General features: G+C 68.8%; 10 protein-coding genes and 1 pseudogene. 3 read left to right on the forward strand and 8 right to left on the reverse strand.

The window, feature by feature from the left end; translation table 11 throughout:
• Positions 1 to 3 precede the first annotated feature (3 nt).
• Together H074_RS38330 and H074_RS38335 are read right to left on the reverse strand one after the other, a co-directional pair.
• On the reverse strand, positions 4 to 183 hold the full coding sequence (locus H074_RS38330) for a hypothetical protein (RefSeq protein WP_037348252.1): 180 nt from the start codon (positions 181 to 183) through the stop codon (positions 4 to 6).
• A 3-nt stretch (positions 184 to 186) separates the two neighbouring features.
• On the reverse strand, positions 187 to 1878 hold the full coding sequence (locus H074_RS38335; RefSeq protein WP_007035485.1) for an MmpA family trehalose lipid delivery protein: 1692 nt from the start codon (positions 1876 to 1878) through the stop codon (positions 187 to 189).
• 69 nt (positions 1879 to 1947) lie between these two features.
• On the opposite strand from H074_RS38335, the gene H074_RS38340 reads away from it, so the two are divergent.
• Positions 1948 to 3144, forward strand: a complete 1197-nt coding sequence (locus H074_RS38340) for a lipopolysaccharide biosynthesis protein (protein WP_007035486.1) — start codon at positions 1948 to 1950, stop codon at positions 3142 to 3144.
• 8 nt (positions 3145 to 3152) lie between these two features.
• Here H074_RS38340 and H074_RS38345 read toward each other — a convergent pair whose 3' ends face one another.
• Positions 3153 to 4058 carry a hypothetical protein gene (locus H074_RS38345; RefSeq protein WP_007035487.1) on the reverse strand — a complete coding sequence of 302 codons (906 nt, stop codon included), beginning with the start codon at positions 4056 to 4058 and terminating at the stop codon, positions 3153 to 3155.
• Between the two features lie 149 nt (positions 4059 to 4207).
• Positions 4208 to 8149 (reverse strand): alpha-(1->3)-arabinofuranosyltransferase, encoded by a 3942-nt coding sequence (locus tag H074_RS38350; protein WP_007035488.1) that lies wholly within the window; start codon positions 8147 to 8149, stop codon positions 4208 to 4210.
• Between the two features lie 163 nt (positions 8150 to 8312).
• On the opposite strand from H074_RS38350, the pseudogene H074_RS41945 reads away from it, so the two are divergent.
• Both H074_RS41945 and H074_RS41950 read left to right on the forward strand, forming a co-directional pair.
• Positions 8313 to 8540 (forward strand): annotated as a pseudogene (locus tag H074_RS41945) (class I SAM-dependent methyltransferase); the annotation flags it as partial.
• Positions 8541 to 8611: 71 nt separating this feature from the next.
• Positions 8612 to 8962, forward strand: coding sequence for a hypothetical protein (locus H074_RS41950; protein ID WP_007035490.1), 351 nt, complete (start codon positions 8612 to 8614; stop codon positions 8960 to 8962).
• Here H074_RS41950 and H074_RS38360 read toward each other — a convergent pair.
• The 4 genes from H074_RS38360 to H074_RS38375 all read right to left on the reverse strand — a co-directional run bounded on the left by H074_RS38360 (position 8956) and on the right by H074_RS38375 (position 15786).
• Complete coding sequence (locus H074_RS38360; protein WP_007035491.1) at positions 8956 to 10701, reverse strand: glycosyltransferase family protein; 1746 nt, start codon at positions 10699 to 10701, stop codon at positions 8956 to 8958. The two genes, H074_RS41950 and H074_RS38360, sit on opposite strands and share 7 nt — an antisense overlap.
• 8 nt (positions 10702 to 10709) lie before the next feature.
• The gene (locus H074_RS38365) at positions 10710 to 12293 is read right to left on the reverse strand and encodes a substrate-binding and VWA domain-containing protein (protein WP_007035492.1); all 1584 of its coding nucleotides are present in this window, start codon (positions 12291 to 12293) and stop codon (positions 10710 to 10712) included.
• A gap of 225 nt (positions 12294 to 12518) precedes the next feature.
• Positions 12519 to 14633 (reverse strand): EAL domain-containing protein, encoded by a 2115-nt coding sequence (locus H074_RS38370; RefSeq protein ID WP_007035493.1) that lies wholly within the window; start codon positions 14631 to 14633, stop codon positions 12519 to 12521.
• A gap of 103 nt (positions 14634 to 14736) precedes the next feature.
• The gene (locus H074_RS38375) at positions 14737 to 15786 is read right to left on the reverse strand and encodes an alpha/beta hydrolase (RefSeq protein WP_007035494.1); all 1050 of its coding nucleotides are present in this window, start codon (positions 15784 to 15786) and stop codon (positions 14737 to 14739) included.
• Positions 15787 to 15840 lie beyond the last annotated feature (54 nt).

Below are 15840 nucleotides of genomic sequence, written 5' to 3' on the forward strand. Positions count from 1 at the left end.
GGCTCAGCGGTTGCCGTAAATGACGTGCTCTGGGCTGGAGTTCGGGTTGAACTGTTCCTTGATCTTCGCCTGCACCTGGGGCGCGGCGTCCGGATCGGCGGAGTTCGTCAGCGCGTAACTCCCCCCTGCGGCCGTTGCGAGCCCGATGATGACGGCGGCGGCCGCGCCGATGAGGGTGCCCAAGACCTACTCCTTCCGCGACAGGGAATTCCTGCGTCGGCTCAATGTACGCACCGGTAACTTAAGGCACAACAGTGCGGCGGCGATCGACAGCAGCGCTACTCCGTTTGCCAGCACCACGGGGATCGGTGATCGCGTCCCGGTCACGGCGGGTTCACCGGGAGTGCGGTAGAGGGTGAGCCAGTCACCGGACCACACCGGCTCCGCGCCGGTCAGCAACCGCGGGTCGACCCGACCCGGCGTCCCGTGTTCGACCAGGATCCAGCCGATTCCCGCCGCCGACAGGTCTTCCGGCGACTCCGCGGCGCGGACACGGTCCATTCCGGAATCCTCGCCGGAGATCTCCTCGCCGCCGACCCGCAGCGTGTCGTCGACGAGAACGGTCTCGGGCAGCGCCCGCGGCGCCGGGTCCAGTTGTGTCCGGTGGTCGTTCCAGGCGAAACTCCGGAACGTGGACAACGGCAACGCGACCACGTCGCCGGGCCGGTCGTCTTCCGCGAGCACCCGGTGGACGGCGTTCCAGTCCTCCGGGTAACGCACCGCTTCGAGCCTTCCCCAACCGCCCCAGGCGAGATCGGGCATGGTGAGCAAGGGAAAGAGCGCGGCCGCCACGGCGAGCGCGATGCGGGCCGACCCGGTCCGCAGACGTGCGGCGGCGGCTTCGACCGCGAGCGCGAACCCGAGCGCTACCGGAAGCGCCCACCAGGCAACCCATTTCTGCGCGTCTCGCAGCAGTCCCGCACCGGGAACGTGGCCCATGGCCCAGGAAAGCACGGGCTCGCCGAGCGGCAGTGTCGCCAGCGCGGCGAGCACGACGCCGAGAACTCCCAGCAGCAGCAACGCTCTCGCCGGCGGCGTCCCCCATCTCCCCGCCAACGGGCGGAGCCCGGCCAGCGCCACGGCGACCGTGACGAGGGTCAGCACCGGGGCCATCGGCGCGGCCCGGCTGCCGGGGACGACGTCGCCGTTCCAGATCCCGCCGAGCCCGAGCACGCTCAGGATCGCCGGGCCCCAGCTTTCCGCGCGTGCGCTGAAGGCGGCCACCCCGGCAGGATCGGAGAGCGTGCCGCCGTCGCGCAGAAGCGTCGGGACGAGCCACGGCAGGTTGAGCACGACGGCGAGACCGATGGTGTGACCGAGCTTTCGAGGTCCGGCCAGCGCGATCGCCGTGAGCGCGGCCAGCACGCCGCCGGGTGGGGTGAGCACCGCGGGGGCGCAGGCGAGCACCAGCCGCGCGAGCGCCCTCGGTTCGTTCCGGCGCAGGGAAAGCGCGGCGCGCGCGATCCACGGGAGGCACGCGTAGGTGAGCAGGAGCGGCCAATGCCCGATGAACAACCGCTCCGCGAAATAGGCCGTCCACGCGTACCCGGTGGCGGCGACGATCCGCGTGCCGAGTTGCTCCGTCGGAACCAGCCGCGCTGCGCCGTATGCGGCTCCGAAGACAGAAAGGAACAGGACGATTTTCTGGACGACATCGCCGGGAAAGACCGTTGTCGCGAGCGCGATCACGGCGTCGGCGGGGACCGATCGCGGCAGGGCGGAACCGAGCCCGAACGCGTCCGGGATCAGCGACTGACGCTGGGCGAACACCATGTCGTAGCTCAGGACGAAGCCGCGTCCGAGCAGCGGCAGGAACACCAGCGACGCCAGCCCGGCCGACACCGCGGCCAGGACGAGACGTTCGCGCCGTGCCTCCAACTGCTCTTCCCTTTCCGCCTCGATCGCGGTTATGGTCGCCCGATTACTCGCCGGTATCTTGGAGCGCCTTTGAGCGTAGACGTCGAGGTCGAGCAGACCGGAACCGACAAGCGTGTCGCGGCGATCCTCGTTTCGCTCGCGCTGGCGGTCAACAACGCCGGCGCCTACGCGCTGAGCATCATCGCCGCCCGGCTGCTCGCGCCGAGCGCGTTCGGTGAGCTGAGTTCACTGCTGGCGGTGCTGGTGATCGGCGTCGTCCCCGCGATGGGTCTGCAAACCGTGGTCGCGCTGCGGGTGGCTCGCAAGCCGCAGGACAGCGGGACGCTCCTGGCGCTCGGCCTCACGACGAGCGCCATCGTGGCGACCATCGGCCTGATCCTGGCGCCGGTGCTGGTCTTCGTGCTGCACCTGGATTCCGCGGTGCCCGCGCTGCTGCTCGCCGTCACGCTCGGCCCCTTGACCCTGCTCGGCCTCTTCCACGGGCTGCTGCAGGGCGGCGGCCGGTTCGCGCTATTGGCCGGGCTCATGTCGCTCGAAGGCGTGGGCAAGGTCGGCGGCTCGCTGATCGGACTCCTGATCGGCGGTGACGCCACCGGCGCGCTGGCCGGGACCGCGATCGGCTCGTACCTGGTGATCATCTGCGGCTGGCTCCTCTGTGGACGGCCGAGACCACGCAAGGCGGGATGGCACGCGGGCGAAGTCCTGCACGCGGCGCAGGCGATGCTGGCGCTGGTCCTCCTGGTGAACCTCGACCTGGTGCTGGCGCGCCACACCCTTCCCGCGAGCGAGGCAGGCGAGTACGCGCTCGGCGCGATCGTCACGAAGATCGCCTACTGGCTCCCCCAAGCCGTCGGTGTCCTGGTGCTCCCCCGCTTCGCGAACGGCGACGACCGGCGCCGCATCCTGCCCGTCGCCCTTGCCGTCTGCGCCGCCCTCGACGCCGTCGTCCTGTTCGTGTCCCTTGGCTTCGGGTCGCGCCTGCTGTCGTTCATCGGCGGCTCCGGCTACGCCGCCAGCACCATGCCGGTCTGGCCGTTCGCCCTCGCCGGCTCGATGCTCGCGCTGGTGCAGATCCTGCTGTTCTCCCGCCTCGCCGCCGGGGACCGGCGGGTGACCGTGCTGATGTGGGCGACCGTCGTCGTGGAGACGGTGCTGGTGACGACTTGGCTGCACTCTTCGGCCGCTCAGGTTGTGACTGTCGCTGCTTGCTGTGCGGGCGCTCTCGCACTCTCCGGCGCTGTGCTGGAGTTCCGGTCGCGCCGGTGACCCGGCACTCATCCGATGTGCACGTCGGGTCGCGGACGACGCTGTGCACTGCGAAACGCCGCTCTGAGTTCGTCCAGGACCTTGTCGGGTTCGGATCGGAGACGGGACGGCAACGTCTGGAGAACGACGATCCCGGCCGCGGTGTAGCGCGCGTTTCGCGCGAGGGTCGCACGGAAGTGGTCACCCTTGGAGTGATAGCCGCGGGAATCGATTTCCCAAGCGAACCCGACCTCGTCGCACCAACCGTCCGGCTTCGCGACGAACCGGCCTGCCGCGTCGAAGACCTTCGCGTTCCACTGGAACTCCGGCAGCCCCGAACGCCTCCACAAGTTCCACGCGTCGGCCTCGGCGACCGAATGCGCGCCGCCCAGGATCGGCACCAGCGCCCGTAGCAGTCTCCCGTCGAATCGAGACCGCTCTTCGATTTCGACGGCGAGCGCTCGCGGCAGACAATGACGCTTCTGCACCGCTTCGGCCATCATCGCCACGACGAGGTCCGGATCGGGGGTTCGGCGCGCCGCGTCGATCACCGCTCGCGGCACTGGAGCGGTGGGAACACCGGCTCTGATCAGTGGCGTGGGCAGGCGTCGCGTCCGTTCGACATGGACGAAACCGGTACTGGTGATCGCTCGTCCGGCGGGTACCAGGACGTGCACGTCCTCGGAATCCGGAAGTCTCCTCAGGCCGTAACGCTTGAGCGCGAGCGCTCCGGTGAGCACCGAACCTTCACGAGCGAAAAGCAGGCTCGCCTCGATCCGGTGTTCTTCGGTCGGTTCGCCGTTCCCGAGCAGCACTACCCCGGGCAGCAGCATCCGCCAGACACCGCAGGGCTCGCACCGGCGCCAGATGGTTCGTCTGGGCACGCCGAGTTCTTCGAGCCGCTTGACCCCGACCACGGCCGGACCGCTCGTCATCAATGGGTGCTGTGCCCACTCTCCTCTTCGCACCTGATCAGCTTGAGCCGGGGCACCGACAGAAGCCGCGGATTCACGTCGTGACCGGTCCGGTGAAGCCGGGGTGTGTGGAAAAAGGGACACTCAACGTCCCTGTTTCCACACACCCCTCACGCTGGGTCACCCTCTGGCTCACGTCCAGCGAACCAAGGCACACACATCGCCACCATCGCCGCCGCGGCCAGCAGCAGCGAAGCCTGGGTCACCGGACCATAGGCCCACTCCTGACCGTGCCCCAGCAGCCGCCCCACCACCGCGACGAGCGTTCCCACGACCATGCCGCCGAAAGCGAGGTACCGCGGCGCGCGTTCGCTGAACTGGCGGGCCAGCAGGACGGCGATCAGCAGCACGATCGGCAGCATTCCGCCCAGTACGGCCAGCAGTCCGATGAGCACCACCGGGACCACCCGCCCGGAGCCGGGCTCGGAAGACACACGCCGCCGACGGACCGGCCACAGCACGCCGATCAGCACCATCAGGATCGCGACAGCGCCGATCAGCAGACCGGACCGGTACTTCCGGTCCGGCGTGAACTCGAGCTGGACGACACCGCCGGAGCCGGCGGGCAGGATCCACGCCTGCTGCCAGCCGTCGACGCGTGTCTTCACCAGTGGGGTCCCGTTCAGCGAAGCGGTCCAGCCCGCGTTCGCGTTCTCCGGAACGGCCAAAATGGACTCGTCGCCGCCCGCGACGGAGACCGATCGGGACGTCGCGTCCCAGGAGTCCACGGTGACGGCGCGGTGCCCGGCGGGGCCCGAAGCCTGTCCAGTGGGCTTCAGCCACAGGTCTTGGACCACGAAGGACTCGGACCGGTCGGTCCGCAGTTCGTGTCCGCCCGCCGCCAGGTCGACGCCGCCCGACGAATCGGGGCACGCGGACAGCGTCAGCGGCCGGTGCGCGACGAAGTCGGCGAGCGTGCCGCGCACGGACGTGTCGTAGTCGAAGCCGTCCAGGTGGACGTTCGGACCCGATCCGCAGGGCGCCGCGAATTCCGTCGCCGGAGTGGGAAGTTCGGCGCCGGTCAGGGACAGGCTCCCGATTCCCAGCGAGTTCCGGGTCCGCTGGTCGTCGTCGAGGCCGGCGAATGCGATCTTCAGCTGCGAGGTGTCCAGTGGCGGGAACGTCGCCGAGCCGGAGGCGTCGAGTTCGACAGAGCGGCTCGACGTCGGCGTCGTCAGTTCCAGCCGCACAGGCGCCCGAGCCGTCCCGCCCGGATCGGCGGTGACACGGATTCCGGAGATCGTCTGTGGTTTCGCCCAGTCCAGGGTCATCGTCGGCCGCAGGTCGGTGACATCGGGCTGCCAGGCGGTCGCGGGATTCCCGTCCACCGCGGCGAACGCGCTCGCGGACGGATCCCCGCCCAGTTGCGACGTCGCCGACGCCTGCACGCCGGGCAAGGCCATCGGAACCCGGCCGCCGCCGGCGGGCAGCACGGTGCCACCGAACTCGTAAGCGCTCTGTGACGCCGTCGAGAACAGCCGTCGGATCCCGTCCGGTTCTTCACCCTCGCGGGCCGCGTTGGCAGCACAGCGGACGTGCCCGCCGTCGGGCACGCACGCGTACCTCGGCTGCTGCCCGCGCGTGAACGCGAAACCCGGCGCCGCACCGGCGGGCAGGTCGGAGGGGACTTCGAGCGCGCGTTGCGGTTCGGCGCCGGGGATCTTCAGTTCCGAGATCCCGACGTTGCCGTCCTGCCTGCCGACCACGAGCGACAGCAACGTGATCCGCACCTTGCGCGTCACCCCCGCCGGCGCCGGGTAGGTGTGCGCCCCTTCGCCCCGGACGACCTGGTGATCGACGGAACCGTTGTCCGTGGTGATCCGGATCCGGGTCGGCGGCCAGCCGACGCGGATGTCGTCGACCATCGCGAGATCGACCGTGTTCACCAGCCTCGGTGTATCGAGTTCGACTTCGAGCCATTCCCCGATCGGACCGGTGAAGCTCGAGGAATGCCAAGCGGTGCGCGGATCTCCGTCCAGCGCGGCGAACGGCTGATGGCTCGGATCCGAACCGCCGAACGCGTCCGCGAACGACGCCGCCGTCGACGCGCTGACCGAACGGATCCCCCGGTACGCGGCCACGGTCTGGTGCTGTTCGCCCGGGAACGGCAAGACGTCCAGCGCGGCTCGTTGCTGTCGTGCCGATTCCCCGGCGGTCAGCGTCTGGCTCAGGTTGTCCCGCACCCCGCCGACGTTGCGTTCGGCGCGACGCAGCCCGTCGGTGACCAACCTCGGCCCGGTCGGCGAACCGCCGTCCCCGGTCAGCACCGTCGGCGTGCCGGGATCGAGCTGTCCGGAATTCATCAGCGGCAGGAGGTTCTCCGGACCGCCGCTCACCGTCGGGACGTCCTTCGCGGACGTCGCGGTGACGAGCGGCACCGGCCGTTTCACCTCGAAGATCTCCAGCGGCCCGAACTGGGCCGACTTCTCGATCCCCGGCGATCCCGCCAGCCCTGCGCGCAACGTCGTGAAGTCGGGCGCGCCGACCTTGGCGCGGTCGATGTCGCCGCGCAGCACCAGGAATCGGTAACCCGATCGCGCGAGCAGTGCGGCGAGCCCGGGATCCCCTCTGCCGTCGGCCAGGGCCGCGTCGACCGAGTCCATCAGGCGGGTGTTGCCTTCCGACCCCAACGGGACCTGATTTCGCACGGCCCACGGGCTGTCGGCGATGGCCTGCGCGGGTTCGTCCACCGTACGGCCCCAGTCGTATTCACCGAACCCGGTCGCGGGCAACAGCAGCGTGCGCGCCGTCGCATCGGTTTTGGCCACATATCCCATCGCGTCGTACCAATATCCCGGCACTTCGTCCCAGCCCGGCCCCGGCCGCAGCGTCAGCAGCCATACCGGCGCGGCCATCACCAAGACCAGCAGTGCGCCCAAGGCGGGCCGCAGATTCCGCCGCACCGCCGGCGCGGCGGTCGTGATGCCGTGGACGAACGCCAGCATCAACGGCAGGCGCAGCACCGGTTCGAACTTGTGCACGTTCCGCAGCGGCGCGAGCGGACCGTCGAGCAGATGCCGCACGGGTTCCGCCAGCGGGCTGTCGAGCGTCCCGACATAGCCGACGGTCAGCAGGGTCAGCCCGGTCAGGACACCGAGCACCAGGAAACGCCGTTCGGGCAGGCCGCGTCGTGCGAGACCGAACAGCCCGACCGCGGCCACCAGCCCGGTGGCCGCCATCAGCACGGGATTGTCGATCAGCGCCCAGCCGGACGGCCACCACGGCGTGCCCTGCACGACGTAGGCGACCCACTGGTTCGTGCCGCGCAGCACCTCGAACAGCGACATCGGCGCCGTGGTGTTCGTCGCGGATTCGATGTAGTCGAGGAACGGCAGGCTGTACTGGCCGAGCAGCACCAGGGGCAGGAACCACCACAGCACCACCCCGACGACGAAGACGAACCACCAGATGACCAGAGCGACGTGCGTGCTCCGCCATTTCCTGGTCAGCAGCCACAGCCCAGGCAGCACGAGCGCCATCACGACCATCGCGCCGTTGATACCGCCCATGCACAGCACGGCGAGCGCCGACAACCCGGCGGCACGGCGTGGCGAGCCGAGGCGATCGGCGAGGATCAGTGGCAGCAGCACCCACGGCAGCAGGACGGCGGGCAGCATTTCCGAGGACAGCGAACCGATTTCGGTGACCATCCTCGGCGCGAGGGCGTAACCGACTGCTCCGATCAGCCGAGTCCGTTCGTTCCCGATCTTCAGCGCGCGAGCCACCAGCAGGGCGCCGCCGAAGGCCACCGAGAGCAGGATCGCGCACCACAACCGCTGCGCGATCCACACCGGAATCCCGACGGCCTGGCACAGCGCGAAGAACGGCCCCATCGGGAACAGGTAGCCGTACGCCTGGTTCTGCAACTCCCCCGCCGTCGCCTGGGGATTCCACAGGTGCAGCGCCCTGCCGAGGAAGGCCGGCGGATCCACGGCGAGGTCGAGTTTCGTGTCGAACGTCGTCCTGCCGGGACGCTGCACAAAGGACAGCACGGTGAGCGCCAGCACGATCCACGTGCTCGGCCTCTTCACGAGCGCGCCGGTGGTTACCATCCGGTAGATACTAGGCGGAAACGTGGCTACTATGCGCCTACCCATTCGTCCCCGCGACCTGAGCAGGTGCGACATCACGCCGAAGCCCATCACTCAACGGCAGAGCCCCCTGGGGGACGGTTTCGACCTGGCGTGGTCTCTCGCCGAACCGGTCAAAGGCTGGATGACGCGGGATCAAGGCCTGGCCTTGTGGAACGCCGCCTGCCGCCTCGACAAGGGCGATCTCATCGTCGAAATCGGCAGTCACCAAGGCCGTTCGACGATCGTGCTCGCGCGCGCCGCCCGCACGGCCGGCGCGCGGGTGGTCGCCGTCGACCCGTTCGTCGACGGACGCCTGTTCGGCGGATCGCCGACACGCCAACGGTTCGAGGCGAACTTGAGGAAGGCGGGCGTCGAGGACGTGGTGGAGCTCGTGGCGGAGTACAGCACGAAGCTCCGCCCGCGCTGGGACCGCCGATCCAGTTGCTCTACGTCGACGGCAAACACGACTACTGGACCTACACCGACGATCTGCGCTGGTCGGAGAACCTGGATGACGGCGCGGAAATCCTGGTCCACGACTGTTTTTCTTCGATCGGTGTCACACTGGGCACGATCGCGAAAGTCCTCTTCGGACGGCGCTACACCTATCTCGACCGTGCGACGTCGCTGGCCCGATTCCGGCTCGCCCCGCCGTCGGCGAAGGACAGGCTGCGCGTGCTCGCCCAGTTGCCGTGGTTCTTGCGTAACGTCGGGATCAAGATCCTGCTGCGGCTGCGTTTGGCGCCCGTGGCGAAGATCTTCGGCCACGACAGCCCGTACGACCCCTACTGAGTGAGCGGCTTGCCGACGTCGACCTTCGCGAGACAGACGGGTGCACCCTTGGCGGACAACTGAAAACCGATCTTGTCGAACAAGCCCTCGATCGGCAGGTACATCGTGTGCAGGCCGGGCCGGAACCAGACCGGCACGCGTTTCCCGTCGCGGTCCACGAAACCTTCGCCGCCGTCCGAGGTGAAGTAGTCGATCCTCAGCAGGTAGCGGCCGAGAACGGGCGTGTCCAACGGAACCCGGACCAGGTGCTCGCCGACGGTGTACCCGCAGCCCGCCACCGGACCGGGCAGGCCGCGGGAAACCGGTTCCACGCCGGTGATCGTCCTCGCGGTGCCCGCATCGTCCAAAAGGGACATCCGGCTCGTCGGCTGGTCGAACAGGAAGCCCGGGATCAGGCCCACCACCCGTGACGCGCGGGCGTTCTCGCCGAACCAGCCGTGCAGGATGTCGTTCGGTACCGCCGTGTCGAACAGGACGAGATCGGGCTCCCGTTCGATCGAGGCCCGCGCGTTGGCGAGGAACTCCCGGGAGTGCTCGAACCGCAGCCCGGGCGCCAGCCGGGAGAAGCCGACGACTGAACTCGCGATCGAGGCGACGCACAACACCAGGGCGAGCGGCCGTTTCGCCGAGGACGGCACGGGATCCGAAGGCCGGTCGAGAGGTTTGGGTTCCAGGAAGGCGAACGCGAGACACAGCGCGACGACGAGCGCCAGATCGGCCACATAGCGGGGATCGCTGCCCAGCGCCGGGCCGACCTCGGTGAGCCGGGTGGCCGCCGAAAGCCCGATGTCCGCCACGAACACCAGGCCCAGCAGGATCCACGCCTTCCGGGCCCGGAGCCCGCCCACGCGGATCCCGATGACCAGCACCGCGACGGCCACGAGCAGCAGCACGATCCGCACCACCACGGGGGAAGCGGCGAACGTCGCGCCAGGACCAGGTCCGGACCAGGGCCCGCCCACCATCCCGGGGATCAGGGTGTCGCCGAGCATCCGGCCCGTCATGTCCGCGACCGTGCCGACGGTGACCGGACCGCCGCCCTGCCCGACCTGGCTCGTGGTCAACGCCAGGAAAACGACGGCGTAGCCCGCGAGGACAACAGCGAGAACCCCCATCAGCACGAGGTGGCGGCGCAGGGAGACCCCGAGCAGCACGGTGATCCCGGCGATCAGCACCGGGATGAACACCGCCTTTTCATAGAAGGCGAGCCCGAAAACCGTCCACGCCACGGTAGCGATCGCCCAGCGGCCGCCGTCGGCGAGATACCGCACGTGCGCGTGCAGAGCGGCGGTGGTGGCCAGCAGCACGGGCGCGATCTGGATGGCGTAGGCCCACCACAACGTCGGGACGAGCAGCAAGGTCGACGTCGTGAACATGGTGAACGGGACGAGAATCCCCCACCGGCGCCCGAAACAGCGCACCAGCACCGCCCACAGCAGCACGGAGGCCGCCGCTTGCATCAGCAGGACCGGCGCCATCAGCACGGCGAAGTTCAGCGGTGCCCAGGCGGTCAGCACGTCGGCGAGCAGGAATCCGCCGGGCGCGAGATGACCGTGGTAATCCTGGAAGAAGTAGCCGAAGTCGAACGGTCCCGACTTCGCGGCGTGATAGGTGATGACGAAGTCGTCTTGCGCGAGGCTGCCGCGCAGCGCGGCCCACGCGTGCAGGACGAACGGGATCACGCCGGCGGCGAACGCGGCGAGCGTGACCGGCGAAGGTCTTTTCCCCCGGAGAACCACGGGTCTCCTCAATTCTTGCAGGTCGGCGGCTGGCACATGATCTTGCTCAGCGCCTGGTAGAAGACGTCCGAGATCTTCCTCGGGTCGGGGGTGGTGAACGAATCCCCGCCGGTGGCCGTGGAAACCTGCCGCAGTTCGGCCGCGTCGATATCCGGACCGATGCCGATCCCGATGACGGGCAACGGTTTCCGCGGATCCTGGAGTTCGCCGAGTTCCTCCAGCAACCGCGGCAGCCCGATCGTCTCACTGTCCTCGTTTCGCCCGTCGGTGAGGACGACGACCAGGTTGATCCGGCCGGGTTTCCAGTTCTGCCTGGCGTTCTGGTACGCGGCGAGGATCGAATCATAGAGCCCGGTCGCCCCGCCCGCCTTCGGTCGCACGGCTTGCAGTCGTTCGACACCGCCCGAGGCCATCTGTTCGGCGATCGTCCTCATCGGCAGCAGGACACGATGGTCCTTCTCACCGTCCAATTTGGTCGAGAACAGCCACAATCCCAGTTCCGTGGTGGGTTTGAACAGTCCGAGCCCCTGCGTCGCGGCCTGCAGGGTGAGTTCCATCCGGCTCTTCCCGGTCCCCGGCACGGCGGCGGCCATCGAACCGGAGACGTCGAGCAGCACCTGGACCCGGGCGCTCAGATTCGTCCCCGCCCAGGCCTGCAGCGCGGCGTACAGGTCCGTCACCGGCGGGGCGCCAGGCGGATGTGGCGCCGGATCGGTCCGGCTGTCCCGCGCCCGCGGCACCGCGAACTGACCGGTGGGGGCGCGGAATCCCTCGTCGGCGAAGATGGTGCCGGCGAGCGGATCCAGCAGCAGGCGCAGAAAGCGTTCCGCCGCGCTCCTCGACGCTTCGGACGCTTTGGGCAGCACGACATACGGGTAGTCGAATCCTTGCACCGGGACACCGGGGTAGGCCGCCACCAGATTCCGCGCGAGTACGGACTGCTCGGTCGCCGGAAAGGCGGCCGGGGACTGTCCGGGTGCCGGGTTCAGCTTGCGCATGGCGGCGGTGAAGGCCGCGGCCGGATCGGGCTCCTTCTCGGTCAGCTTCCGCAGGACGAGCAGTGTGCCGATGCCGAGTGGATCGCGTGCCGGGTCCGGTATCCCGACCGGGGAATCGCCGAGGATCTCTTGCCAGGAGGGAGCTTTCCCCGGCCAGCCGAACCGCCGCGCGGTTTCGTCGGGAAGTCCCAGCACCACCGGGGAATTCGCCACCGACTGACCGGATTCAGGCAGGTTCCACGCGCCGGCGTCCCTCGCCTGCGACAGCATCGTGCTCGACTCGGGAACCCAGACGTCGGGCCCGCCGGAGGCGGTGGTCCCGAGCAGGTCGGCGGTTGTGGCCGACTCGCTCGCGGTCACGGTGACACTGAAACATTCTTCCTGCGGCACGGTCTTCGCGAGCCGTGTGAGCACCGGCGCCACGTCGGGCGCGGCGGTGATCCGGACCGGCGTCAGCGCGTCACAACCGTTGCCCGCCAACCGGGCCCGGAGATAGTCCACGCCCCACCAGGCACCGAGCGCGATCACCAGCAACAGGCTCAAGACGACGACGGGCGCGTTGAAACGCCCGCCACGCCCCGGGCCTACCTGCATGTGCATGCCTCCGAGGTGCGGGGTGAGGACCTGGGATGTTGCCCAATCCGCCCGCGAACGTCAACCCTCGGGTAACTTAGCGCCTTTCGATGCGGCGAATGGCCTAACCGAACCCGTGACTCGCGTGCTTGAACGACGATCTCGCGTGCTCGGAGGCGGAACTCGTGAGTTCCGTCTCCGAGCACGCGAGTTACGGCTCTAAGCACGCGAGATCGGCCGAATGGCCTAACCGAAATACCTTCCGGCACCGATATGGGCACCGGCGGACCGCCACCATCCGGCGTCTCCGGTCGAGTCGATCCCGTCCGCGATCACCGTCGCGCCCGCCATGGTCGCGGTCTCGATGAGATTCCGCAGCGAACGTTCCGCCAGTGGTTCCGTCCGCCGCTCCGCCAGCCGGGGCGCGATCCGGACCGTCCGCACGGGCACGTCGGCCAGACAGACGACATCACCGGCCGCACCGAAGTCCTGCAGTTCCGCGTCCACGCCGATCTCGGCGAGAAGGTGCAGGTTGTCGACGGTCTCGCCGAGATCGGCGTGGACGGCGCCGGCGGGGAAGCCGAGCCGCAGCCGTGACGGCCCGAGACCGGTCGCGGTCAGCACGTTCCGCACCGACCCGACGAGATCGGGATCCGCTGCCTGATGCGGGGTCAGTCCCACGACCATCGGGAGCCTGTCGTCCGACTCCTCGCACGCGGTGCGGATGAGCCATTCACCGAGCGGCACGATCAGGCCGGTCTCGTCGGCGAAGCGGACGCAGGTGTCGTGACCGATCCGGCCGTGGCGCGAATGGTTCCAGACGAGCCTCGCCTCGATGCCCGCCGGCCTGCTGTCCGCCAGCCACGTCAGCGGCCGGAACCTGACCTCGACCTCACCGGTCTCCCAGGCGCCCGCCATGGAGACGGCCAGGCCGAACTCGTGCCGCTCCCTGGTGTCGAGGACGGAGTCGGACAGCGCCCACTGCCGGTAGCCATTGGCCTGCGCCCGGCGCAGCGTCATGCCGGAGACGCGCAGCAGTTCGTTCGGCTCGATGTCCTTCGGCGGCCGGTGCACGACCCCGACACAGGCCGAAACCGCGACCCCTCTGCCGCCTTCGAGGTAGACCGGTTCGGACAGCTCCTGGTTGATCATGCCGATGACGGTGGCGACGTCCGGGCTGCCCGCGGTGTTCTGGATGAGGATGCCGAATTCGTCGCCGCCGATCCTGGCGACGAGCGCGTCCTCGCCGCCGACGACGGCCCGCAGCTTCCCGGCGACGTTCTTCAGCAGGTCATCGCTCTGTTTCTGGCCGAGCCCACCCGCGATCAGGGAGAAGTTGTCGAGGTCGAGGTGGTAGACCGTGACACCGAAGGACGGGTCGGCGTGCCCCAGCGCCCGTTCCAGGCGGGTGCCGAAGCACTGCCGGTTCGGCAGGCCGGTCAGCGGATCGTGCAGGGACTGACGGTTCAGCTGCCGCTGGAGCAACGAGATGTCGGTGTCCCCGTCGACCAGGGTGATCAACTGCCGGGCTTCGCCTGCCGGGTCGCGGATGACGGCGCCGGTGAACCCGGCCCACGTCGGTTCCTCGTCCTCGGTCACGAGTCTTCGCGACAGCGCGAGCCGCTGGCTCGTGCCATCGAGCAGCTTCCGGTACCCCTCGCGCAGGCCGTCGGCGTCGTCCGGGTGCACGAGCTCGTAGAGATTGAGCCCGATCAGGTCCGCGACGGGCCGGTTCAGCATTTCGGCGAACGCCGGGTTCACCCGCTGGACGCGACCGTCGACCCTGGTGACGGCCACCCCGGTCGCCGAACCGGTGAACAGCTGATCGAAGCGCGCCTGCGTCAGCACCAGTTCACGCCGGGTCTCGCGTTCGAGCGTGACCAGTGTGCGGCTCAGATCCTCCTGCTGTGTCTGGATGCTCTCGCGCAACGCCTCGCCGTAGCCGGAAGCGAGCGCGCCGATCACCTGCAACACCCGTTCGGGGAGCGACTTCACGCTCCGCAACTCCGGTTCGTGCAAGAGCCCCTTACCGAGTACGTCCATCGTGCGACGCAGGCTCTCCGGCCCGACGCACCTGAGCGCGACGAGCCGCGCGCCGGCTTCGGTGGCCTGCGCGGGCTCGGCGTCCTCACTCAGCACCGCCGCGAAGACCTCGTCGAGCAGGGCGGCGAAATGCTCTTCGACCTGGGCGTGGGTATACGGAAGATACGCCGTGCTCGTGACCAGGTAGGCCCACTTGCGGGCCAACGTGGCGCGGGTCGGCGCGGCGCTCTTCCGCTTCGGCGATGCGGAGAATGAAGTTCTCTTCGTGGCGTCCGGCGATACGGAGAACTCATCGCCGGACGGAAGTGGGACAGTCACGTCCGCCGATCCTGGGGTCGTTGTCGTCTTCCGTGGTGGAGACATCCTCCACGATTCTGTAGCCGTACTCACGGTTAAACGGTCACCCAGTCGGGTGATCATCTTACGGTGCTGCAACACCGACCTTGTCCCTCAGCCAAACGCGGGTGGCGTCCCGATACTGGGACGCGTTGCGGTGCAGCGCCAGCGAATGTCCGGCACCGGGCAGAACATACGTGGAAAGCTCGGCCTCGGGCCGGTAGAACGGCGCTTCCGCCGGACGTAGCGTCTCGCCGCTCGAACAGTCCCGAAGCGCGAAAAGGCCGCAGAACAGGATGTCCTTCTCCCCCACCGCCTGGAGAACCGGTACCCGGATCGCTTTCGTCGCGGGCAGTACGATGCCGAACACGGCGACCGTTCCCATTCCCGGGACCGAAACCTGATCCTTGGTCGCCTCGTCGGCTTCGATCACCCGCGGGTCGGCATTTTCCGTCGCGTAGAACAGTCCGGCACGCGCTCCCGGTTTCGTCGTGAAATAAAGCGGATCGCTGCCGAGCGAACCGAGTTGACCGTCGGTGAACGCGGGCTGCAGGCCGAAAAGCACCCCGAAGGTCAGCGCGGGGACCGACGGCAGATGCGTGATACCGGTGAGGATCACGCCGTCCACGTCCTGGTACGTCGAGGCCTCGGCCGCCACGATGCCCGAACCGACCGAATGCCCGACGATCACGACCTTCTCGAACGGCGTACCACCGACCCGGCCCGCGCGCAGATGACCGATCACCTCGTGCATCGATCGCGCCAGCGCCGGCAGCAGGAGCGGAAGACTGAGCGGTTTGCTGCTCCCGCCCGAACCGAGCTGGTCCGCGGCGAAGGTCGCATAGCCGTGCTTGGCCATGTCCCGCTGGTACGAATAGCGATCCGGGTCGTAGGGCAGGTCCCAGTAGGCGCTGTTGTAGGTGCCGCCGTGCACCAGCAGCTGAACCGCCTTGGGCGCCGGGCCGTCGGGCAGGCAGAACCGGCCGTGCACCGTGGCGGGTTCGCCGAGCGGGCCGGTGACCGGCAGATCCAGATCGGAACAGCGGATGTCGACGGCTTCGGCCGGGGCCGCGACCAGGAAACCACCGAGGAGCACGCAGCAGGCGGCCACCGCCGTCGCCAGTTTGAGCGGCATTCTCACAGAACCCTCTCCGGAATCGGGACGCTCGGAAAGAGCATGAACCCTACA

The sequence above is a fragment of the Amycolatopsis decaplanina DSM 44594 genome (genome assembly GCF_000342005.1).
GTDB classification, from domain to species: Bacteria; Actinomycetota; Actinomycetes; order Mycobacteriales; family Pseudonocardiaceae; genus Amycolatopsis; species Amycolatopsis decaplanina.

What these genes read in the sequence shown, in the direction of transcription:
- H074_RS38365 (WP_007035492.1), bottom strand. Translation starts at nt 12,293, where the DNA reads ATGCAGGTAGGCCCGGGGCGTGGCGGGCGTTTCAACGCGCCCGTCGTC.
- H074_RS38350 (WP_007035488.1), bottom strand. Translation starts at nt 8,149, where the DNA reads ATGGTAACCACCGGCGCGCTCGTGAAGAGGCCGAGCACGTGGATCGTG.
- H074_RS38345 (WP_007035487.1), bottom strand. Translation starts at nt 4,058, where the DNA reads ATGACGAGCGGTCCGGCCGTGGTCGGGGTCAAGCGGCTCGAAGAACTC.
- H074_RS38375 (WP_007035494.1), bottom strand. Translation starts at nt 15,786, where the DNA reads ATGCCGCTCAAACTGGCGACGGCGGTGGCCGCCTGCTGCGTGCTCCTC.